The organism is Yoonia vestfoldensis DSM 16212 (assembly GCF_000382265.1).
In the GTDB taxonomy this organism is placed as follows: domain Bacteria; phylum Pseudomonadota; class Alphaproteobacteria; order Rhodobacterales; family Rhodobacteraceae; genus Yoonia; species Yoonia vestfoldensis.
Window position 1 is genome coordinate 180,216 of sequence record NZ_KB907980.1, and the last position, 22,686, is coordinate 202,901.

General features: G+C 62.1%; 18 protein-coding genes. 4 read left to right on the forward strand and 14 right to left on the reverse strand.

Annotated elements, in window-relative coordinates; all coding sequences use genetic code 11:
- Nucleotides 1–93: 93 nt before the first annotated feature.
- The 3 genes from H147_RS0110145 to H147_RS0110155 all read right to left on the reverse strand — a co-directional run bounded on the left by H147_RS0110145 (nucleotide 94) and on the right by H147_RS0110155 (nucleotide 5,786).
- Nucleotides 94–1,359, reverse strand: coding sequence for an MFS transporter (locus H147_RS0110145; RefSeq protein WP_026352419.1), 1,266 nt, complete (start codon nucleotides 1,357–1,359; stop codon nucleotides 94–96).
- An 81-nt stretch (nucleotides 1,360–1,440) separates the two neighbouring features.
- Nucleotides 1,441–2,496 (reverse strand): tRNA preQ1(34) S-adenosylmethionine ribosyltransferase-isomerase QueA, encoded by a 1,056-nt coding sequence (gene queA / locus H147_RS0110150; protein WP_019955257.1) that lies wholly within the window; start codon nucleotides 2,494–2,496, stop codon nucleotides 1,441–1,443.
- Entirely contained in the window at nucleotides 2,493–5,786 is a 3,294-nt protein-coding gene (locus tag H147_RS0110155) for an AsmA-like C-terminal region-containing protein (RefSeq protein ID WP_245541130.1), read from the reverse strand. The genes queA and H147_RS0110155 overlap by 4 nt, the downstream gene beginning before the upstream one ends.
- Before the next feature lie 92 nt (nucleotides 5,787–5,878).
- Between H147_RS0110155 and bcp the strand changes: the two genes are divergently transcribed.
- The 3 genes from bcp (at nucleotide 5,879) to H147_RS0110170 (ending at nucleotide 8,355) form a co-directional block, all read left to right on the forward strand.
- Nucleotides 5,879–6,346 (forward strand): thioredoxin-dependent thiol peroxidase, encoded by a 468-nt coding sequence (gene bcp / locus H147_RS0110160; protein WP_019955259.1) that lies wholly within the window; start codon nucleotides 5,879–5,881, stop codon nucleotides 6,344–6,346.
- 226 nt (nucleotides 6,347–6,572) lie between these two features.
- Nucleotides 6,573–7,865, forward strand: a complete 1,293-nt coding sequence (locus tag H147_RS0110165) for a M23 family metallopeptidase (protein WP_019955260.1) — start codon at nucleotides 6,573–6,575, stop codon at nucleotides 7,863–7,865.
- Nucleotides 7,855–8,355, forward strand: a complete 501-nt coding sequence (locus H147_RS0110170; protein WP_026352421.1) for a bactofilin family protein — start codon at nucleotides 7,855–7,857, stop codon at nucleotides 8,353–8,355. The genes H147_RS0110165 and H147_RS0110170 overlap by 11 nt, the downstream gene beginning before the upstream one ends.
- A 205-nt stretch (nucleotides 8,356–8,560) precedes the next feature.
- Here H147_RS0110170 and H147_RS0110175 read toward each other — a convergent pair whose 3' ends face one another.
- From H147_RS0110175 to hemA, 10 genes are all read right to left on the reverse strand, one after another.
- Nucleotides 8,561–9,196, reverse strand: a complete 636-nt coding sequence (locus tag H147_RS0110175; RefSeq protein ID WP_245541131.1) for a hypothetical protein — start codon at nucleotides 9,194–9,196, stop codon at nucleotides 8,561–8,563.
- A 30-nt stretch (nucleotides 9,197–9,226) separates the two neighbouring features.
- Nucleotides 9,227–9,703 (reverse strand): hypothetical protein, encoded by a 477-nt coding sequence (locus H147_RS0110180; protein WP_019955263.1) that lies wholly within the window; start codon nucleotides 9,701–9,703, stop codon nucleotides 9,227–9,229.
- 276 nt (nucleotides 9,704–9,979) lie between these two features.
- Nucleotides 9,980–10,750, reverse strand: coding sequence for a DUF2189 domain-containing protein (locus H147_RS0110185; RefSeq protein WP_019955264.1), 771 nt, complete (start codon nucleotides 10,748–10,750; stop codon nucleotides 9,980–9,982).
- Between the two features lie 45 nt (nucleotides 10,751–10,795).
- On the reverse strand, nucleotides 10,796–11,920 hold the full coding sequence (gene prfB, locus H147_RS0110190; protein WP_019955265.1) for a peptide chain release factor 2: 1,125 nt from the start codon (nucleotides 11,918–11,920) through the stop codon (nucleotides 10,796–10,798).
- A gap of 64 nt (nucleotides 11,921–11,984) precedes the next feature.
- The gene (locus H147_RS0110195) at nucleotides 11,985–14,504 is read right to left on the reverse strand and encodes a penicillin-binding protein 1A (RefSeq protein ID WP_026352422.1); all 2,520 of its coding nucleotides are present in this window, start codon (nucleotides 14,502–14,504) and stop codon (nucleotides 11,985–11,987) included.
- Between the two features lie 123 nt (nucleotides 14,505–14,627).
- Nucleotides 14,628–15,788, reverse strand: coding sequence for an N-acetylmuramoyl-L-alanine amidase (locus H147_RS0110200; protein WP_019955267.1), 1,161 nt, complete (start codon nucleotides 15,786–15,788; stop codon nucleotides 14,628–14,630).
- Nucleotides 15,785–16,930, reverse strand: coding sequence for a pyridoxal phosphate-dependent aminotransferase (locus H147_RS0110205; RefSeq protein ID WP_026352423.1), 1,146 nt, complete (start codon nucleotides 16,928–16,930; stop codon nucleotides 15,785–15,787). The genes H147_RS0110200 and H147_RS0110205 overlap by 4 nt, the downstream gene beginning before the upstream one ends.
- A gap of 38 nt (nucleotides 16,931–16,968) precedes the next feature.
- Nucleotides 16,969–18,093, reverse strand: a complete 1,125-nt coding sequence (ispG, locus tag H147_RS0110210) for a flavodoxin-dependent (E)-4-hydroxy-3-methylbut-2-enyl-diphosphate synthase (RefSeq protein WP_019955269.1) — start codon at nucleotides 18,091–18,093, stop codon at nucleotides 16,969–16,971.
- A gap of 72 nt (nucleotides 18,094–18,165) precedes the next feature.
- Nucleotides 18,166–19,377 carry a helix-turn-helix domain-containing protein gene (locus H147_RS0110215; protein WP_019955270.1) on the reverse strand — a complete coding sequence of 404 codons (1,212 nt, stop codon included), beginning with the start codon at nucleotides 19,375–19,377 and terminating at the stop codon, nucleotides 18,166–18,168.
- A gap of 114 nt (nucleotides 19,378–19,491) precedes the next feature.
- Nucleotides 19,492–20,715 carry a 5-aminolevulinate synthase gene (gene hemA, locus H147_RS0110220; RefSeq protein WP_026352424.1) on the reverse strand — a complete coding sequence of 408 codons (1,224 nt, stop codon included), beginning with the start codon at nucleotides 20,713–20,715 and terminating at the stop codon, nucleotides 19,492–19,494.
- 274 nt (nucleotides 20,716–20,989) lie between these two features.
- Between hemA and H147_RS0110225 the strand changes: the two genes are divergently transcribed.
- The gene (locus H147_RS0110225) at nucleotides 20,990–22,369 is read left to right on the forward strand and encodes a M20/M25/M40 family metallo-hydrolase (RefSeq protein WP_019955272.1); all 1,380 of its coding nucleotides are present in this window, start codon (nucleotides 20,990–20,992) and stop codon (nucleotides 22,367–22,369) included.
- Between the two features lie 140 nt (nucleotides 22,370–22,509).
- On the opposite strand, the gene H147_RS20825 is transcribed toward H147_RS0110225, so the two are convergent.
- Nucleotides 22,510–22,686 (reverse strand): transposase (locus H147_RS20825; protein ID WP_211216548.1); only part of this gene is annotated, 177 nt, incomplete at its 5' end.

The window sequence follows — 22,686 nt, forward strand, 5'->3', positions numbered from 1 at the left end:
TTCCTCCCGCGGATGCCGTCATTACGTCAAAGGAACAGACAAATCGTGGCGTGACAAGAGCTTCGTGGCAGCAATGGCCTGAATTAGCGTGGTCTAATCGGCGCGGGCGGCCATCTCGTCGGTGACGGCGTCCAGATAGACCTCCTGCGCGACACCCACGGCAACGGCGGACGACCCGGCAGAGACTGGCGCATAAGGCACCTGATCCAGATCCAGCGCCGCGCGCTTGCGCCGTGTCGTGCGGAAGATACCATAGGCCCCGACGCTGAGCATCAGAAGGGCGGTGAACAGCCAGAACCCGTTATCGCCGATCGTATCCATCATCAGACCCACGATCAGCGGCCCCATGATCGCGCCCAGCCCATTGATGAACAAAAGCCCACCCGACGCGGCGGCCATATCCTCTTTTTCGAGGTAATCATTGGTGTACGCGATCAGCAGTGCATACAGCGGGTTCGATGTGCCGCCGACGATGGCCCCGCTCAGGATAATCAGCGCGAAACTGCCGGGGATCAGGAAGGCGATCAGCGACCCTAAACCGCCCACCATCGCGATCCAGATGATCAGCACGCGCCGGTCCATACGGTCCGACAGCCAGCCGATAGGATATTGCAGCACCAGCGCCGCGATATAGATCGCCGAAACGAAGAAAGAGATTTCCGCCACGCTCAGCCCCACGCGACTGCCGTAAACCGCCGACATCCCGAACTGCGCGGCAAAGACGCCGCCCAGCAGGAACATGCCCGCACAACCCAGCGGAGAGGTCTTGATCAGGTCCCGGATCTTCATTGGCTTGGTCGCCGAAAAGGCGGGCATCGGACGGGCGGACAGCAGGATCGGCGCAAAGGCCAATGACACCAGCACCGACGGGATGATGAAGATCACATAGCCCGACACATCGCCCTGACTGACGATATACTGCGCAAAAACGATCCCTGCCATCTGCACGATCATGTAAAGCGACAGAGCCTTGCCGCGTGTCGCATTGCTGGACGCGTCGTTCAGCCAGCTTTCGGCGGTGATATAGACGCCGCAGAAACAGAACCCCATGATCACCCGCCCGATTGTCCAAGCGACAGGATCGACCAGCGTGGGATAAAGGATCAGTACGGCCGAAATCATCGACCCCATCGCGGCAAAGACCCGCACATGCCCGACACGGCGGATCAGTTCGGGGGTGAAACGCGAGGAAAACAGAAATCCGAGGAAATAGGCCGACATCACGAAGGACAGCGCCAGCGTGCTGAATCCTTCCAGCTCGCCACGCAGGCCCAAGAGCGTGCCTTGCAGCCCGTTGCCCACCATCAACAGGAACATCCCCAGAAAGAGAGCCCATGATCCTGTCAATACCTGAAACATTCCGTCCCCCTTTCGGGTGCTGCCGTTCTTGACCGCGTCTGACCTGTCCTTAGCCGGAATGCAATGTCGCTGCCGTGACAATCACGCGCGGTCAGGGATCAAAAGCGACGCATCACCGTAGGAAAAGAACCTGTAGCGTTCCGCGATGGCATGGGCATAGATCGCCTTGACCCTGTCCATGCCCATCAGCGCCGATACCAGCATCATCAGCGTGGATTTCGGCAGGTGGAAATTGGTCATCAGCCCGTCCGCGATCTGGAACGCAAAGCCGGGTGTGATGAAGATATCCGTGGGCCCCGTCCAGGGCTGCATCTGCCCGCCCGCTGCGGCACTTTCGATCAGCCGCAGCGCGGTTGTGCCCACGGGGATCACGCGGTTGCCCGCTGCCTTGGTCGCGTTAATCTCGGCTGCGGCTTTCGCCGTCACCTCGCCCCATTCGGCATGCATCTTGTGGTCGCGCACATCGTCGACCTTGACCGGCAGAAAGGTGCCAGCCCCCACATGCAGCGTGACATAGGACATGGTCACGCCGCGCGCGGCCAGCGCCTGCAACAAGGGCCCGTCGAAATGCAGCGATGCGGTGGGGGCGGCCACAGCGCCCGCGTGCTTTGCCCAATAGGTCTGGTAATCATCCTTGTCGGCGGCATCCGACGGACGCTTGGCCTCGATATAAGGCGGCAGCGGCATGGCCCCCACGGCATTCAGCGCGGCATCGAAATCATCGCCCGCCAGATTGAACGCCAGCCGCGCCTGCCCGTCCGCGCGGCTGACCACGGTCGCGGATAGATCGCGGGAAAACACGATCTCTTCGCCGTCGCGCACCTTTTTCAGCGGCTTGACCAGTGCGGTCCAGTCACCGCCCGCCTGCGGTTCGAGCAAGGTCACCTCGATCTTTGCAGATGTCTCGCCCGCCTCGCCCGACCGCGCGCGGGTGCCGGTCAGGCGCGCGGGAATGACCTTGGTATCGTTCAGCACCAGCCGGTCGCCCGGTTGCAATATCTCCACCAGATCGGTGACGATCCGGTCCGCGATGCTGTCACCCTGCGCCAGCAACAGCCGCGCCGAGGATCGTGGCCGCGCGGGGCGCGTGGCGATCAGGGCATCGGGCAGGTCGAAATCGAAATCGCTCAGCTTCATTGGGTCAGCTCCGGTGGCGGGCGGCGGAAAATCTCGCGGAACATGCCGGGCGTCAGCGCGGACAGCGGGTTGACGCCGACACGCGGCGCATCCGACGTGCCCGCGATGGTGAAATTGAAGCCGATCAGCCCCTCGCCCTTGCGGGTCAGGAACGCGCCGATGCTGTTGACCAGATAGAACGGAGACACGACACCCTGCAAATCAAACCCCTTGTCGGCGAGCGTGTAAATCCCGTCGACCGAGATGCCAAGCCCTGGACCGACGGCACTGGCCTGCGTCACGATGACCTGATCGGGGGTCAGGCGGAATTGGGCATCGACCTCGTCAAAGGCCAGCCCCTGCCCGTCCAGCTGTTGCAGCAGCCCCACGACGCTGATCGCATCGAGCAATTCCGCGATGGCAGGCGCATCGCGCACCCGCAAGGACCGCACCGCCAGCGTGCCGTCAAAGGTGCCTTCGCCCCCTGCGGGCAGCAAGGTCAGATCAAGCGTGCCACCGATCGCCGTGCGAAAGAACCCCGCCGCCTGTAGGACGCTGCCCGCATCATCGCTGCGCAGGCGCACGGCGGACCGCCCGTCGCGCGGTGCCACCGTGCCCGTGACCGCCGCCGCACCGTTGAGCGCGGCAGCGAATTGTCCGGTGAACCCCGCCAGGGTGGTGAAATCCCCACGAAACCCTGTCAGCGTGATGCCGCCCGTGACCACCAGCCGGTCGAGCGCGATCCGCACCGGCCCGCCGCCGCCGCCACCACCGCCGCCGAACCTTGCGCGGCGCAGATCGATCATGCCGCCGCCGACCTCGACGCCCAAGGCCTGACCGGCCCCGCGCCCCCGCAGGGTGATCGGCGCATCCAGCCAATCGCCGATGCGGACGCTGGAAAACACCGCCTGCGCCAGCCCGCCCCCTGCGGCCAGATCAATACGCCCCTCGGCCTGCAAGCCGCCGCCGCTGATCGTCAGCCGCGAGATTTCGGGCACCGGACCCAACGTGCCTTCGATGCGCAAATCGCCTGTCGTGCCGGGGGCCTTGGCCCAGCCCACTGCGGGAACCGCGATTTGCAGCCCCTGCAAATCAGATGTCAGCACGAAACGCGGCGGTGCGCCGCGTTGCAGATCGACCTGCAACTGCCCGCGCCCTTCGCCACTGATCATGCCGGGCGGCAGTTCGATATCGAAGGCGCGCAAGGCCGCTTCGGACAGGGCGACCTCGGCCTGCAAGCGGCTGGCGCCGCGGTGCGCCGGGGCGAAAGCGCGCGTCCAATTCGCATCCGCCGCCACACCGTCAAGCTGCACCGGCCCGGTGATCGACAAACCGTCATCGTCGACCACGACCTGCATGGACGCGGCAGTCAGCACGCGGCCGGGCAGCAGCACGTCGCTGTAGACCTCCGACAGATCGACACCGATATCATATCGGATCTGGTCGCGCGGCGCGCGTGGCTGCAAGGGCCAGGTCACGGTTCCCTGCGCGCGCGCGGTGCCTTCGGCGATGGCGACCGGCAGATTGGCCTTGTCCATGAAGGTGAACGGCGGCTGATTGATCACCGACAGCAGGTCCGGCAGGCTGCTTTGCGACCGCAGCATCAGCGTCGCGGGGCTGGGCCGCTGGCGCAGGTCCTCGATCGCAAGCGCTGTGCCGTCCATCGCGACCGGACCACCAAAGGGTGCGGTCATCGTGCCTTCATCAACCGCGACGACGAAACGATGGTCGATCAGGTTACCCGTGCCCCGCGCCTGCATCACCGGGGGCATATCACGCATGACGACGACAACAGCATCATCAAAGGTGAAATGTCCCGCAACCTCGGGCGCGGCGCCGGGTTGCGCGCGAAGCCCGAAACGCACATCGGACAGGCGCCCCGATTTCACGTTCCGGGTGAACCAATCCCGCGTGCCGGGCCGGAACCCGTTTGGCCAAAGCGCGCGTAGCCTCTCGGGGGCGATCTGATCGATCGCCGTATCGACGTCGACCTGCCAACCTGCATCCGTGGCCGCGATCCGGCCCTGAGCCATCATCCGCGATGCGCCGTCCAACACAACCGCCTGCCCGATATCGACCACGAACGGATCGAGCCGCAGCCGCAGGTCGACGCTTGCCCCATCAATCAGGGGAGGCACATCGAACAGGCCCGGCGGGTTCAGCGCCACATCGCTGAGCTGGAATTGCGCAAGCAGCGCGCGCGGCAAGCCATCGGCAAAATCGCGCAGATAGGCGTCGCCGCGCGCATGCAGGCTGCCCCATTCGCTTTGCACTGCGATCTCGCTGAACCGGATCAGGTCAAGGACGGGATCATAGCTGAGGTCGGCATTGGCGGAAGAAAAGGCGACGGGTGCCGCGGCAGGGGTCGGCTGCAGCACACCCGCCCCGATCTCGAGCGTGGCCTGCAACGGGCCAAGCGCGCCATCCACGTCAAGCTCGGTACGCAAGTTCGCTGACAAGGGCGCTGCCACCTCACTGAGCCAGTTCAAGGCGGGCGATTGGGCGGCGATGTCACGGGCTTCGATATTGGTGACATTCACAGCCAGTTGCGCCGCACGACTGTCGCGCGGGCTGGCATAGGACAGCAGCGCCGTCGTCACATCGGCCCGACCTGACAAGAGCGACAGTTCCGCCTGCAATGTCACCTGACTGCCGCGCATGTCCAGCGCCACTTGCCCGCCGTCAACCGTCCAGCTGCGCCTTGCGCGCGCGTCGTCGAAATTGACGATCAGGCCGGTCGCCTCGGCGGTGCGCAGGGCATCAAAGACGGGACGGTCAAGGAACAGGTCGATCTCGTCCAGCCATTCAGGCAATGTGCGCGTGCGCCCCTCGGCCCCTGAACCCAGCGCGAAACCGAGGCTCCCGTCACGCGCCCGGCGCAGATTGATCTGCGCGCCGATGATGCGGACCTGTTGGACCAGCAGATCGCGTTGCAGGATCAGACCGCGCGGGGATATGTCCGCCTCGATCACCGGCACCCGTGTCACAAGCGCTCCGTTCCGGTCGATCAATTGCGTATCCAGCAGCCGGATCGAAGGGTGCAGGTCGCGCCCGATCCGCACCGAAATGCCGGCAAAGCGCAGGCGTCCCCCGTCGAGCACCTCGGTTCCGCGGTCCTGCACCATATCTGTGACCCAGCTTGGCGCCGTGATGTCGCGGTCGATGATCATGATCCCGGCGGCGGCCACGAACACCAGCGGCATCAGGCAGACAAGCAGCACACTGCGCAGCGCAAACCGTCCGCGGTGCAGCGGTCGCTTGACGCGCGCAGGCCGCGCGACCTCTGGTGGGTCTGGGTGTTGGTCTGGCAAGGTTTCTCCGCCCATGGGATGTTCGCCCCTTTATCTTTGACACTATGGGACTAAAACAAGGCAATCAAAACCTCAGCGGAGATCAACAAGCCATGACCCAACCTGTGATCGGCGAAACCGCGCCTGCGATCAGCCTGCCCCGCGACGGCGGCGACATTGTTAACCTCTCCGATTTCTCGGGCCAGAAAGTCGTGGTGTATTTCTACCCCAAAGACGACACGCCCGGCTGCACCAAGGAAGCGATCGGTTTTACCGAAAGCGCCGGTGATTTCGCCGCCGCCGGTGCCGTGGTGCTGGGCGTGTCCAAGGACAGCGTCAAGAAACACGACAAGTTCATCGCCAAGCACGACCTGAAAATCGCGCTGTTGTCGGATGAAGACGGCGATGTCTGCGAACGCTATGGTGTCTGGGTCGAAAAGAGCATGTACGGCAAGACCTATATGGGGATCGAACGCGCCACCTTCCTGATCGGGCCGGACGGCAAGATCGCGCAGGTCTGGCCCAAGGTCAAAGTCCCCGGCCATGTCGACGAGGTGCTGGCGGCGGTGCTGGCGCTTTAGCAGGCCGGTCTGTCCAGGCGTAACCTGCGCGCTGGATCGTCCACAAATTGTGCAGCACTCGGCGGAACCCTGCGCAGCTTGGCGCGTTTCCCCCATCGCGCAGAAAATCCGGCATTCGGTGTTGCGACACGGCGCTTGTGTGGCTAACACAGATCAGCATCGCCCCACCGGGAGAGGGGGCGGGCATGCAGCCAAGCAAGGTGGATAACTGGTGCGTTCAAGACTGATGAAACCGATCCATGCCACGCTCGAGCGGTGGTTTCCCGAAAAGCGTCTTTTCCTGCGATCCGATACAGAAACGCGGTTCATCCGTCTGACATCCGAAACCCAGCTTGTTGCATGGGTCGGCAGCACGATCGTCGTGGGCTGGACGATCGTCGCGACTGCGATCCTGCTGATGGACAGCATCGGGGCGGGCAATTTCCGTGCGCAGGCGCAGCGCGATCAGATGACCTATGAACAGCGGCTTGGCATTCTGTCGTCAGACAGGGATGCAAGTGCCGCCGAAGCCGCCTCTGCCCATGCGCGGTTCGAGATGGCGCTGGAACAGATTTCGATCATGCAGTCCGAACTGCTGGCGACCGAAGAAAAACGCCGCGAACTCGAAACCGGGCTGGAGGTCGTGCAGACCACCCTGCGCGACACGATGAAAGCCCGCGAGGAAGCGCGCCAGCAAGTCGCCACCCTGACCGAAAACGGCGATGGAGAGACGATGCTGTCTATGCCCGACGAAGCTGTGGGCACCGTCAATCTGCTTGCCAGCGCATTGGCCGAAACCGCCGCCGAACGCGACCAGATCGCCGAAGATGCCGGCATGGCCATCGAACAGGCCGCCGAGATGCAACTGGAACTGCGCCTTCTGCAGGAACGCAACGACCAGATTTTCCGGCAGTTGGAAGAAGCGATGCTGGTCTCTGTCGAACCGCTCGACAACGTCTTCCGCGCGGCCGGCATGAACCCCGAGACGCTGATCGAACAGGTCCGTCGTGGTTATTCCGGCACCGGCGGCCCGCTTGCGCCGATCCGGTTCACCACGGCCACGGGCGCGCCGGACCCCGACAGTCTGCGCGCCAATGCGATCCTCGCGTCGATGGACCGGATCAACCTGTACCGCATCGCCGCCAACAAGCTGCCGATCGCGATGCCGGTACGGTCGAACTACCGCCTGACGTCAGGCTTTGGGCAACGCTGGGGGCGGTTGCACGCCGGCACGGATTTCGCAGGGCCCGTCGGTACGCCGATCCATACGGCCGCGGACGGCGTCGTCGTGCACGCAGGCTGGCAATCGAGCTATGGCCGCCTCATCACGATCCGTCATGATTTTGGCCTCGAGACCCGCTATGCCCACCTAAACACGATTGACGTGCGGGTCGGCCAAAGGGTATCGCGTGGCGACAAGATTGGTGCTATGGGGAATTCTGGTCGCTCGACCGGGCCCCACCTTCACTACGAGGTGCGCGTCAATGGCAACCCCGTCAATCCGATGACTTACATAAGAGCTGGACAGAATGTTTTCTAAATCCAAAATCAATGAGCCCGGGCCAAAGGTGGCCGACACTCCTGCACCTGCGACAGCGGATGCCAGCAAGACCGGCAGCCCGGTTCCTGATTTCAAGACAACACCGCCCAAGGCAAAGCCTCCGGCATCTGTCCTGTCCTCGGACCTTCTGATCACCGGCAATCTGAAAACGACCGGTGACATCCAGATCGAAGGCCAGGTTGACGGCGATATCCGCGCCCATCTGCTGACCGTCGGCGAAGGTGCGACCGTCAAGGGTGAAGTGATCGCCGATGACGTCGTGGTCAACGGCCGCGTGATCGGCCGTGTGCGCGGCCTCAAGGTGCGCCTGACCTCGACCGCCCGCGTCGAAGGCGACATCATCCACAAGACCATCGCCATCGAATCCGGCGCGCATTTCGAAGGCTCCGTGCAGCGTCAGGACGACCCGCTGTCGTCCGGCGGCAAGAAGATGCCCGTGCTGCCCGCGCCTGAAGGCGACAAGGGCTGAGGTTTACGGACCTGCGTGATTGGGAAAGGGCGTCCGAAGGGGCGCCCTTTTTGTTTGGGGGATGTGGGAGTCACAAGCGGATGCGGCGGGAGGAATTTGACTGGATGTCAGTTGTGCGGGACGAAGCTGACGTCTGCTCGAACGCAACCAATGTCCACTATGGGATGGCCTTCACCTAGCGACAAACAGCACGGGTGGGCGAAGCTTAGAATTGAAGGCCGAGAAAAATCACAGCCAAAGGCACTGGCGACACAGCAAGAATGACTGTCAGGAAGGTCGAAAGTGGTGTAAATATTCCGCTCAGACCCGCAATGATCATGATGCCGCCACCGCCGCCGATGATGGAGTTGCCTGGCGCATTCACGGCGACCGCCATCGCGACATAGCGATACCGCAGGGCAAGGCGAAGAACGCGTTTTGACTGCCCTTCAAGAAGCATTGCAACACGCTCGTCTTTCGACAATGGTGCGGCACGGGCCACTAATTCAGCCGCACGCCGCATCCTCAAGACCTGCAAGAGCCGCCCTAGCGCGCTTATTGGTAGGAACCGTCCGACCGTGAAGGCTAGCATCATGGCGGCAATCGTACAGACGTAAATTAGTGGTGCAATCGCCGCTCCGAAACCTGCGAGGAGTGCAATACCGATTTCTGCCCCCGGCACAAACGGCATTGCAAGAAGCGCGACATAGGCCACGGCACCGATCATGATCGCTTTGTGCACCTGCTGCTCATTGTCGGGCCGGATCTGAAGGTCCAGCGCGTCACGGATCATGTGCACGCCCCATGTGGCCAGCACGATAAACGCGAAAAGGATACCGACCCTGACAATCAGGCCAGGCATCGTCAGCCCCTTAGACGTCATGAGCGGGGCTCAACCGGATACCGCCTCCAATGCGACTGCCGTGCCAATGACCCGGATTGGGATTTGGTTGGTCCAGTACCAGCGGCGTGTCGTCCAGGTTACGTCGATTGAAATATCATCACCTGTGACAGTGCCGTACCAGACCACGGTGTGCGGAGCATCGGCGCAGATCGCCGTAGTGGTAAAGTGGATCACCCCGTCAATTTCCTTGGTCTGATAGTCGGACCAGCCAAAGTTGCAGTAATTTTCGCAATCAACCGATTGGAACGTGCCATCACGAAAAATGATCTCATCTTCCAACTCTGCACCACTGGACAGATCCTTACCGTATACACGGAACGCAATCCCATCTAACGCGCCTGTCGCAGCCCAATCACCTTCAGGCACCACGAGATCGGGGATGTCTTCATTCATCACCGAGAGGGTCGCGGCGCCAGTGCCAAAGGTTGCAACGGCAATTGCGGCAATCTGTAAAATCTGAGGCATGAACTGCTCCGTCCGTGGAAAAACTCAAGTATTGGTAATCTCTCAATTATGGATCAAATGACTTAGCAGACAAGACAAATCATAAGTCGGGGACCAGCATTGTGAGAATGTGGTACCGCACGTTGATCCGATAGTTGCTATCCGACCATCGGAACTAACTCATAGCTGTCTCGTCTACTGCACATCAGTTTATCTCGTTTCCAGAAACCAGACCTTCGCTGCGGCACAGAATACCGACAGAATGGGCTCCAAGCAGATCTTCGCCTAAAGCGGCCCCTACCCCAACGCCCGCCGATACAAATGCCACGTCGCATGCCCCAGCACGGGCAGCACCACGATCAGCCCCAGAAACCACGGCAGCAGCGCCACCAGCGTTAGTGCTGCAATCAGGGCGGCCCAGCAGAGCATCACGCCAAGGTTCTGCCGCACGACGGCAAGGCTCGTCAGCATCGCGGTGACGAAATCGACCTCGCGGTCCAGCACGAGGGGCAGGCTGACAACCGTCAGGGCAAAAAGCAGGAACGCCAGCACCGCGCCCACTGCCAGCTCGACACCGATCATGGTCAGGCCGGTGGGGGTCAGGAACACCTCCCAACTGTCGGACACGTTGGTCATCGTGCTCAGCCCCATGAACAGCGCAAAGATCATATGTGCGAGAAACGTCCAGAACAGGAAATAGATCACGATGATCGCGCCCAGCCACGGCAATTGCCGCGTACGTTCCTGCCAGACGATGCCCAACACCGCCCGCCATGTCAGGGGCTGGCCCATCTCGATGCGGCGGCTGACCTCGTAAAGCCCAGCGGCGGCAAAGGGGGCGATCAACGGAAAGCCCAAGGATGTCGCCAGCGTCCACGTCACATGCCCGGCCCCAAGCCAAAGCATCCCGAATCCACCCAGCACGTAGACAGCGCTGAAGAAAAGCCCGAATTGCGGGGTTTTGCGAAAATCGGCAAGACCGGCACGCAGCGCCGCGCGCAAGTCCGCCAGTGCCAGGTCACGGACCTGCGGCGGGGCGGCGGCGTTGATCGTCTCGGTCTGCGTCATGCGCAAAGCTTGCGCCCAAGGGTGGGGTTTGGCAAGCCTGACGGATCAGTCCGCGTTGGCTGCGTCGCGCCCTTTGCCCGACATGTCGAGCGCCAGCGTTGCCCCCATCAGCCCGTCGAGGTCGCCGTCGAGTACGCCCTTGGTGTCCGACGTCTCGAACCCGGTGCGCAGGTCCTTCACCATCTGGTAGGGTTGCAGCACATAGGACCGGATCTGGTTGCCCCAGCCCGCATCGCCCGCGTTTTCATGCGCTTCGTTGACCAGCGCGGAGCGTTTGTCGAGCTCCAACTGGTAAAGCCGCGATTTCAGCGCCTTCATCGCGATGTCGCGGTTCTGGTGCTGCGATTTCTCGGACGACGTGACCACGATGCCCGTTGGAAAGTGCGTGATCCGCACCGCGGAATCGGTGGTGTTGACGTGCTGCCCGCCAGCACCCGATGACCGGTAGGTATCGAGGCGGATGTCGTTGGGGCTCACTTCGATCTCGATATTGTCGTCGACGACCGGATAGACCTTCACGGATGTGAACGAAGTGTGCCGTTTCGCGGCGCTGTCGAAGGGCGAGATGCGGACCAGCCGGTGCACACCGCTTTCGGATTTCAGCCAGCCATAGGCGTTGTGGCCCATGATCTTGTAGGTGACGGATTTGATCCCCGCCTCATCCCCCGATTGCATGGATTGCAATTCGACCTTATAGCCCTTTTTCTCGGCCCAGCGGACATACATGCGCGACAGCATATTGGCCCAATCGCAGCTTTCGGTGCCACCCGCACCGGCGTTCACCTCGAGGAAGGTGTCGTTCGCGTCCGCCTCGCCGTCCAGCAGCGCTTCGAGTTCCTTTTGCGCTGCCTTCTCACGCAGGGCTTTCAGCGCCTCTTCCGCCTCTATGATGATGTCGGCATCGCCTTCCATCTCACCCATCTCGATCAGTTCGATATTGTCGGCCAGTTCCTGCTTAATCCCGTCATGCATCGTCAGCGCATCGACCAGCACCTGCCGTTCGCGCATCAGCTTTTGCGCGGCTTCGGGATCGTCCCACAGCGTCGGGTCCTCGACACGGGCGTCGAATTCTTCCAGCCGATAGCGCGCGGTTTCGTAATCCATCCGCTGCGCGAGCAGGTTCAACGATTTCTGGATCGCATCGACATTGTTCTGCGTTTCAGCGCGCATGGGACACCTGTTCAGATTGGGTTTTGTGGGGTCTTACAACCCGCATCCGCCAGCGGCAAGGCGGTCAGTACAGACCGCCCGTGGACAAAGTCCCGAATGTCGCCCGTTCGCCGACTGTGGCGGTGCCGCCTGTCGATGTCGTGACCTCGCGCGATGCGCGCGGCACCTCGTCATAAAGCGGCAGATCGGCGGCCATGGCGAAACCGCCGTCATACATGATGCCAAAGATCGGCTCTTCACCAGCGCGGAAACATTCCGATACCACGTTGTCACCTGATGCGTCGTTGGGAAGGCGGGCGCCGCTGAAACGATCGATCTTGATGAACTGACATTGATCGGGGATCGCAAAGGGCGGCGCGCCGTAAACGTCGATCGCTTCGCGCATGAAGCGGTTGAAGACAGGGCCGCAGAACCCGCCACCCGATGCACCGCCGCCAAGGCTGCGTGGCTGGTCATAGCCGATATAACAGCCTGCCACGATGTTGGACGAAAAGCCGACGAACCACACGTCTTTGCTGTCGTTGGTAGTGCCGGTCTTGCCCGCGATCTGTGCCGGCAGGTTGATCGCCCCCGCCGCCGTGCCGCGTTCGACCACACCCTGCATCATGGATGTAAGCTGGTAGGCCGTCACTTCGTTCATCACGCGGGTACGGTTCGAAATGACGTTCGGGGCCTGCCCGGCGGGCAGATTCATGTTGGCGCAATCTGGGCATTGCCGTTCATCATGCAGATAAACGGTATTTCCGAAACGGTCCTGCACGCGGTCCACAAGCGTCGGTTCGACACGTTCGCCGCCATTGGCGAACATCGCATAGGCCGCAACCATCTTGAACAAGGTCGTCTCGTCCGACCCCAGCGAGGCTGCAAGCACAGGGTTCATACGGTCATAGACACCAAACCGTTCGGCATATTCCGCAACACGGTCGATCCCGATCTCTTGCGCAAGCCGGATCGTCATGAGGTTCCGCGACCGTTCAATGCCGGTGCGCAACGGGGTCGGTCCGTAGAACTGGTTGGAGGCGTTCGTCGGCCGCCACAGCCCCTGCGGCGTCATGATCTCGATCGGGGCATCGACCACGATGGTCGCGGGCGAATAGCCGCTGTCCAGCGCCGCGGCATAAACGAACGGCTTGAAAGACGACCCCGGCTGGCGCTGCGCCTGTGTCGCACGGTTGAACACCGACGCCTGATAGCTGAACCCGCCCTGCATCGCGATCACGCGGCCGGTGTTGACATCCATCGCCATGAACGCGCCCTGCACCTCGGGGACCTGACGCAGGCTCCACCGAATGAAAGCACCGCCATCATCCTGCACCATTCGGCGGACATGCACGACATCGCCGCGGGTGAAATTGTCAAAGAAATTGCCGCGCATCCATTCGATATCGCGGCGCGGAACGACAAAGGGTTCTGCCTCTGTCTCGGTGACACCTTCGATACCGATGCGCAATTCGTTCTCGGCCACGTCAAGCACGACGGCGGGATGCCATTGCGACACCAGCGTCACATCGCGGGCCACCTCGGTCGCACGCAGCGCTGCGCGCCATGCCTCTTCACCGGCCAGGGCCTCTTCGGGTATCGTCAGCCCCGTGCCGCGCCAGATGCCGTTGCCGCGGTCAAATTCTTCCAGCGCCTGCTGAAGAGAATGGGCAGCAGTGACTTGCAGATCAGGGTCCACGGTCGCGCGGATCGACAGCCCGCCGGAAAAGAATTCGTCCTGCCCGAAATCTTGGCTGAGCTGGCGGCGGATTTCATCGGTAAAATAATCGCGGTCCGGCAGGGTCGTGCGGAAATCCTCGTAATCCCCGCCCTGCACCGACAACAGCGGTGCGGCGGTCTCGGCGGCAAGGGTAGCGTCGTCGATGTAACCGTTTTGGTGCATCAGGCGCAAAGTGTTGTTGCGCCAGAAAACCGCCGCTTCGCTGTCACGCACCGGGTGACGGTTGCTTGGCGATTTGGGCAGAGACGCAAGATAGGCGGCCTCGCCCGGCGTCAATTCGGTCAACGGTTTGTTGAAATAGGTCAACGCCGCGGCAGTCACGCCAAAGGAATTCTGGCCAAGAAAAATTTCGTTCAGGTACAGTTCGAGGATCCGCTCCTTGGACATTGCCTGTTCGATGCGCACCGCCAGGATGATTTCCTTGATCTTGCGTTCGATCGACCGCGACCCGTCGAGCAGGAAGTTCTTCATCACCTGCTGGGTGATGGTCGAGGCACCGCGCAGGTCCTCGCCCCGCGATTCCACTGCATCTATCAGCGCCGCAACCATGCTGGTCGCGTCAAAGCCCTGATGGGTATAGAAATTCTTGTCTTCGGCCGAAATGAACGCCTGTTTCACCAGATCGGGAATATCCTCAGCCGGGGTGAACAGACGGCGTTCGACGGCGAATTCGTCGATGATGCGGCCTTCCCGCGAATAGACACGGCTGATCGTCTTGGGCGTATATTGTGACAGCGTCTCATAGCTTGGCAGATCGCGGCCATAAAGAAAGATGACGCCACCCAGACCCAATGCGGCCATCACCAGCCCCATTGTCAAAAAGGTGAAGATTCCGCCGAAAAATGAGAAGATGAAGCGCAACACGGGCCGAAGGTTTCCTTTCAGGATTGCTCGCGCTTATACGCCCTGCCCGGCCAATGGTCAAAACCGCAAATGCCCGCAGGATCGTCGCGACAGGCACGGACGATCACAATCGGCTGATCCGGCCTAGCGCGCTTCGTCCCGGTACTGCGCGACGGCGGCCGCGATCGCCGCCACCAAGCGCCCGCGGCTTTGAGGATTTACCAGGTTCTCCCGGTCTTGTGCGTTGGACAGAAACCCGGCTTCGATCAGAACGCTGGGAAAATCGGCGGCAAGCAGGACCGAAAAGCGCCCGGCGCGGCGGGGTTTCGAATTGAGCCGGACGCCCTGAACGGCCATCTCTGCGATGATGCTACCGGCAAAGGCCTTGGCCCTTGGGCCGGTGGACCGCCGTGCAAGGTCCATCAGCACCCCTGTCACCCTGTCCTCGGTGACAGACAGATCGACACCCGCCAGCAGATCGCCGCGTTCATGCCGTTCGACCAGCCGTGCGACCGCCATATCGCCGCTGTCCTCGGACAGGGTATAGACAGATGCCCCCCAGGCGTCATCCTCTTCCAGCGCGTCAGCATGGAGCGAGATGAACAGATCCGCCGCCGCCCCGCGCGCGATGCTCATCCGCGCAAAGAGCGGCACAAAGGTATCGTCGCTGCGGGTCAGCACCACCGCCACCCCGTCCTGCGTCCGCAAAAGGGCGGCGATCTCTTCTGCGAAGTCCAGCATCAGATGCGCCTCGGTGATTCCGTCGCGTTCGGCACCGGGGTCAATGCCGCCATGGCCGGGGTCGAGCACGACGACGAACGCATCGTCGGTGCGCTGGTCCAGGCCACCCAACGCCTGCGCGGTCAGCGCATCCCATCCGGGATCAGGCGGGGCACCGGCGGCGGCGGCGAAATCGGCGGCTGACGCGCGCTCCAACCTGACCGACAAGAGCGCGCCTCGGTCGTCCGTGGTGATGCCCGCTTCGATCAGGGTCAGCGGCGCCGCAAGATCAAGCACCATCCGCGTCCAGCCGGGGCGGTAAGGGCCGAACCGCACATCTGTGACTGCATCGGCTCTGTTGATCGGTGCCGCGCTGATGCCGCCTGTGTCGAGCCCTTGGAAATCAAGCACGAGGCGGCGCGGATCATCCAGCGTAAAAATGCGGTAAGGTACGATGTCGGACAGCCCCAATTCGATCTGGACCGACCGCCAGCCGTCGCGGATCGCCGATCTGTCAGGGTCGTATTTCGCCTGTGCCGTGACCGTCGTGGCCAGCAGGCAGACCAGCACGATCCAACGGATCATCCCGCGCGCGCCTGCATGAACCGCGCGATCCGGGCCAACCCTTCGGTGATATCGGCGGTGCTGCGCGCATAGGAAAACCGCAGCCAGTGATGCCCGCGTGCGGCGTCAAAATCGAGGCCCGGTGTAACAGCCACACCCGCCTGATCCAGAATCTCGGCGGCAAAGGCGCGGGCGTCGTCGGTATAGGCCGAGACATCGACATAGATGTAGAATGCGCCGTCCGGTGGCGCAAAGGCCCCCAGCCCCGCCGCGCGCAGCCCGTCGATCATCAAGGCGCGGTTCGCGGCATAGACGGCCTTGTTGGCGTCCAGTTCATCCGCGCAATCCATCGCATGCAGGGCAAGGCGCTGTGCCGCGTGCGGCGCGCAGATGAACATGTTCTGCGCCAGCCGTTCGACCCGGCGGACATGATCGTCCAGCACGACCATCCAGCCCACGCGCCAGCCGGTCATAGAGAAGTATTTGGAAAAGGAATTGACGACATAGACCTCGTCCGTGACCTCCAGCGCCGACACAGGCCGCAGATCATAGTCGATCCCGTGATAGATTTCATCCGAGATGAAGGCGGCATCGCGGGCGACACAGGCCTCGGCCAGTGCGGATAGCTGCGGTTTGTCCAGCATCGTGCCGGTGGGGTTAGCTGGCGAGGCGACGATCAGCCCTGCCAGATCATGCTGGGCCACATGCTGCGGCTGCGGCTGGAAACGGTCGGCAAGGCTTGTCGGAATATCGACGGGCGTCAGGCCGACCGCGCGCAAGATCTGGCGGTAGGACGGATAGCAGGGCGTGCCCAGCCCGACCCGGTCGCCATTGTCAAAGAGCGCCGAAAACGCGAGCAGAAACGCCCCCGACGCGCCCGAGGTGATAACCACGCGGGCGGGGTCAAGGTCCAGCCCGTACCAGTCGCCGTAATGGCGCGCGATTCGGGCGCGTAAGTCCGGCAGGCCAAGGCCCACGGTATAGCCCAAAGGGTCCGCCATATCCGCGACCAGCTTGGCGCGCGCGGCGGCGGGTGCGCCGGTGCCGGGCTGGCCGACTTCCATATGGATGATATGGCGGCCTGCAGCCTCGGCCTGCCGCGCGGCTTCCATCACATCCATGACGATGAAAGGGTCCACGTCGCCGCGGGTTGCGTGTCGCATTCTCTGCCTCTTGGTGGTTGCCGCGCGGGGCGCTGGAGCTACTCGGCGGCCAGATCGCCCTTGGCTTCGATCTCGGCGGCGCGGCGTTCGACCTGTTCGACGATATGGTCGATCATGTCGACATTGGACTGTTTGTGGCTTTGCTTGCCCGCCAGATAGACCATCCCCGACCCTGCCCCGCCGCCGGTGAAACCGACATCGGTCATCAGCGCCTCGCCGGGGCCATTCACCACGCAGCCGATAATCGACAACGACATGGGCGTCTTGATATGTTCCAGCCGCTTTTCCAGCGCCTCGACCGTCTTGATCACGTCGAACCCCTGCCGCGCGCAGGACGGGCAGGAAATGATGTTCACGCCGCGATGCCGCAGGCCAAGGGATTTGAGGATCTCGAACCCCATCTTGACCTCTTCCACCGGATCGGCAGACAGGCTGACGCGGATCGTGTCGCCGATCCCCATCCAAAGCAGATTGCCCATCCCGATGGCGGATTTCACGGTGCCGCTGATCAGGCCACCGGCTTCGGTTATCCCGAGATGAATGGGCGCGTCGGTCGCTTCGGCCAGTTGCTGATAGGCGGCGGCGGCCATGAACACATCGGACGCCTTGCAGGAAATCTTGAATTCGTGGAAATCGTTGTCCTGCAGGATCTTGATGTGATCAAGCCCGCTTTCCACCATCGCATCGGGGCAAGGCTCGCCGTATTTGTCCAGCAGGTGCTTTTCCAGCGACCCCGCGTTCACGCCGATGCGGATCGAACAATTGTAGTCGCGCGCGGCCTTGATGACCTCTTTCACGCGCTTCTCGTCGCCGATATTGCCGGGGTTGATGCGCAGACAGGCCGCACCCGCCTCGGCGGCTTCGATGCCGCGTTTATAGTGGAAGTGGATATCCGCCACGATCGGGACCGACACATTGCGCACGATCTCGCGCAGCGCCTTGGCCGAGGCTTCGTCCGGCACGGAAACACGCACGATATCGGCACCCGCATCGGCCGCGGCCTGCACCTGCGCAATCGTGCCTTTGATATCGGTGGTCAGCGTGTTGGTCATGGTCTGCACCGAGATCGGTGCATCACCGCCCACCGGCACATTGCCCACCATGATCTGGCGGGATTTGCGGCGGTAGATGTTCCGCCAGGGGCGGATGTGGTTCAGGGACATCGGTTCGCTTTCACGAGCTGGGGATTTGGTGGCAACCTAAGCGCCAACGATCCTCTGGGCAAGCGGCTGCGGCTATTGGTCGGTGACGACTTCCGCAACGCGGACGATCTCGGCCAGATCGTTGTCGCTGTCCAGATCGGCGATCTCATAGCTTTCGGTCAGGTTCTCGGCGGACAGCACCACATTGGAGGTCACGACACCGCGCTGGCCAACGGGACCGTAATGCACGCCGTTCACTGCAAAATACATCGCACCGCTTTCGCCAACGCGCAAGGTTGCGGGTTCTTCGGTCGCGGGCAGCACGAAGCTTTGACCCGGTTCCATGATCCCTTCCAGCAGCACCACGCCATCGGCCGCCTGTACCCGCACCCAAGCAGAACGGGCCGCAACCAATTGGACTTCTGGTACCGGGGGTTCGACGACCTGAATGCTGGGGGCGGGCAAATCAACGCCAGACGCAGCCGCCAGATCGGCCACGACCTGCTGGTCGACAGAGCCCGCGATGTCGGCCTCGGCGACAAGTGCGCCGATCATACGGGGAGTCAGTGTCGAAATCGGCGTGTCACGCGCCACAAGCACCGGCACATCAAGCGCTTGCGGACGATAGAGCCTGTCCAGCGCCTCGGGCGATGGCAGCGCCATATCGGCCAAAGCATCGCCAACGTCGATCGCATTGGTCCCGCCAGCCAAAGGGTCGAGGTCCGACACGACGACGGGGGCCTGTTCGACAGGTGCGAACTGCACGCGCTGCACCTCTTGCAGGACGGTCCAGCCACCAAAGCCCAGCCCACCGATCATGGCGGCCAGAACAAGAACCGAACCGATGGCGCGCAATTCGACCTGCGCGAACATCGATTCCTTGGCAGGCACGAAAGGGGTGCGGGATGACAGGAAGATATCCTTGCCGACAGGCACACGGCTTGTGTCCGCGACGCGATTCTTCAGCGATGATGCCTCTTCGGACATGCCATGCGCTGTGGCGAAACCGCTTTCCCTGCAGAAGGTCGCGAATGCTTCGTCCGGGTCCATCCCCAGATACCGGGCGTAAGACCGCACATACCCGGCAATGAAACCGGGCGTGTCAAAGGCCGAAGGGTCCGCATTTTCAATCGCGGCAATGTAGGCTGCCTTGATCTTCAGCTCGCGCTGCACATCAAGCAGACTTTTGCCTAGGGTTGCACGTTCACCGCGCATGAGGTCGCCTAGACGCAAATCGTAGTCGTCAAACCCTTTGGTCTGAACGTCCTCCGCCGCGCTGGCACGCCTGAAGGTCTTTCCGATCATCGACTGTCCCGCCGCTCTATGCCCCTAAGCGTTGTACCGCCCGAATCAACCGGACAGGAACGCCTTTGAAACCAGTAGCATATCAGTGCCGCAGTTGCACATCGGCAATAGGCGTCATCCCGCCAATTCGGCCCGGTTCAGTGCACAATGTGACCATAAACCATCCAAAGCACCGACAAGCGCATTCATTTCACGCGGTCCGTGGACCGGCGACGGCGTAAATCGCAGCCTTTCGGTGCCACGCGGTACGGTCGGGAAATTGATCGGCTGCACATAGATGCCGAATTCGGACAGGAGCATGTCGGACAATTTCTTGGTGTGTTTCGGATCACCGACGATCAGCGGCACGATATGGCTGCCGTGATCAATGATCGGCAAACCCAATCCCTTCAAGCGCAGTTTCAGAATCTTCGCCTGCGTCTGATGCTGCTCGCGCAGCGCCTGATCCGTCTTGAGATGCGCGACCGAAGCCGCCGCCGCCGCCGCCACCGCAGGCGGCAGGCTGGTGGTAAAGATGAACCCCGGCGCATAGGACCGCACGGCGTCGCACATCTTGGGCGATGCGGCGATATAGCCGCCCATCACGCCATAGGCCTTGGCCAGCGTGCCATTGATGATGTCGATGCGGTGCATGACGCCGTCGCGTTCCGCCACCCCTGCCCCGCGCGGGCCATACATGCCGACGGCATGGACTTCGTCGCAATAGGTCAGCGCGCCGAATTCTTCGGCCAGATCGCAAAAGGCCGCGATTGGTCCGAAATCGCCGTCCATCGAATAGATCGATTCGAATGCGATCAGCTTGGGCGCTGCCGGATCGTCGGCTTCGAGTAATTCGCGCAGATGCGCCACGTCGTTGTGCCGGAAAATCCGCTTGGCCCCGCCATTGCGACGCACGCCTTCGATCATGGAGGCATGATTCAGCGCATCCGAATAGATGATCAAGCCGGGGAAAAGTTTCGGCAGCGTGCTGAGCGTGGCGTCATTGGCGATATAGGCGCTGGTGAACAGCAATGCCGCACCTTTGCCATGCAGATCGGCCAGTTCAGCCTCCAGCCGTTTGTGATAGACGGTCGTGCCAGAGATGTTGCGCGTCCCGCCAGAGCCTGCACCGGTGGCGTCAATCGCCTCGTGCATCGCGGCAAGCACGACAGGGTGCTGACCCATGCCCAGATAATCGTTGCCACACCAGACGGTCACGGGCATTTCGGACCCGTCGGGTTTCATCCATGTCGCATGCGGGAACTGACCACGTTTGCGTTCGATGTCGATAAAGGTGCGGTAGCGGCCTTCGTCGTGCAAGCGGTTGATCGCGGTATCCAGTTGGGCGTTATAATCCACCAATCCGTCCTTCTTGTCGTATCAAGGCGCTCTCCCTCAGGGCGCTTTGAATCGTTCTAAGCTGCATATAGGGCAGAAACCGCCCGGACAAGACGCTACAAACTGTCGCCCCTCGTTGCGCCGACCCTAGGTTCGCGCCGAAGCCGCGACCATGATCTGGATCAATAAACGATACCCCCTGCGATTTGTCCAATACGGGTGCGCGACGTCGGCCATTGACCTGCGGTGTGATAGGGACAACGTTGCGTCAGAATACATAAGAAAGGCTGAACCCATGTCCCTCGATCCCGTTCTCGACCGCATCGACGCCGATTTGCCGCAGGCGGTCGAGCGTCTGAAGGAATTGCTGCGCATCCCGTCGATCTCGACCGATCCGGCCTATAAGGCCGATTGTGACACCGCCGCCGACTGGCTGGTGGCGGACCTTGTGGCGATGGGGTTCACCGCATCGAAACGCCCGACGCCGGGGCATCCGATGGTGGTCGCCCATTCGGGCGGCGATGGTCCGCATGTGCTGTTCTATGGCCATTACGACGTGCAGCCCGTCGATCCGCTGCATCTGTGGGACCGCGACCCGTTTGATCCGCAGGTCGAAGAAACGCCCCACGGCAAAGTGATCCGCGGTCGTGGCACATCCGACGACAAAGGCCAGCTGATGACCTTTGTCGAAGCCTGCCGCGCTTGGATCGCCGTGCATGGATCGCTGCCTGCAAACATCACGCTGTTCTTTGAAGGCGAGGAGGAATCAGGCTCCCCCTCGCTGGTCCCGTTCATGAAAGAGAACGCCAAGGAACTGACCGCCGATATCGCCCTGATCTGCGACACGGGGCTTTATGGCGACAGCACACCTGCGATCATCACCCAGCTCCGCGGGCTTCTCGGCGAGGAGATTACCATCACCGGCCCCAACAAGGACCTGCATTCGGGCATGTATGGCGGATTGGCGATGAACCCTGCCCGCGTGCTGGCGCGTGTCATTGCCGCGCTGCATGACGAGGACGGGCGCATCACCGTGCCCGGTTTCTATGACGGCGTGCCGGAGCTATCGAACGAACTTGCCGCCGCCTGGGATGACCTACGCTTTGACGAAAAGGCATTTCTGGGCGATGTCGGCCTGTCGATCCCCGCTGGCGAAAAGGGCCGCCGCCCGCTGGAGATGATCTGGTCGCGCCCCACCTGCGAAGTGAACGGCATGTGGTCGGGCTATACGGGCGACGGGTTCAAGACCGTGCTGCCCTCGCAGGCACATGCCAAGATTTCGTTCCGCCTTGTCGGCACGCAGGACCCGCTGGCCATCCGCGCGGCGTTCCGCAAGATGGTGCAGGACATGATCCCCGCCGATTGCAGCGTGACGTTTCATCCCCACGGGGCCAGTGCCGCAGGCCAGATGACGACTACCCACCCCGCCTTTGACCAAGCGCGCAAGGCGCTGTCGGACGAATGGCCCAATGCTGCGGCCTATGTCGGCTGCGGCGGCTCGATCCCGATTGCGGCCTATTTCAAGAACATCCTCGACATGGACGCGATGCTGATCGGTTTCGGCAAAGACGACGACCAGATCCATTCGCCCAACGAGAAATACGACCTGTCGTCGTTTCACAAAGGCATCCGGTCATGGGCGCGGATCTTGCACGAGATGACCGTGAAGGGCTGAGGGCAGACACGACGCCGACTTCTAAAGCCGCCCTTCGAGCGTTGCGCAGCGAACGACTGCTTTTCGCCGATTCTGTTGAAAAACAGCTGTTCGCTCGCGCAGAAATTCAGGTGGTGATGAGCGCGCAAGCGCCTTTCTCGTCAGGCTGGGCGATCATGCTGCGGTGCAGGAAGGATCTTGGCCAATTTCCGGAGGTTTTGGGCGGTGGCGGCGAGCAAGAATTCGTCATTTGCGCCGTTCGGACCGCGCAATCGGAGCCGCCCCAGCTGCAGAATGCGTTTGAGGTGGGCGAAGAGCATCTCGACCTTCTTACGGAG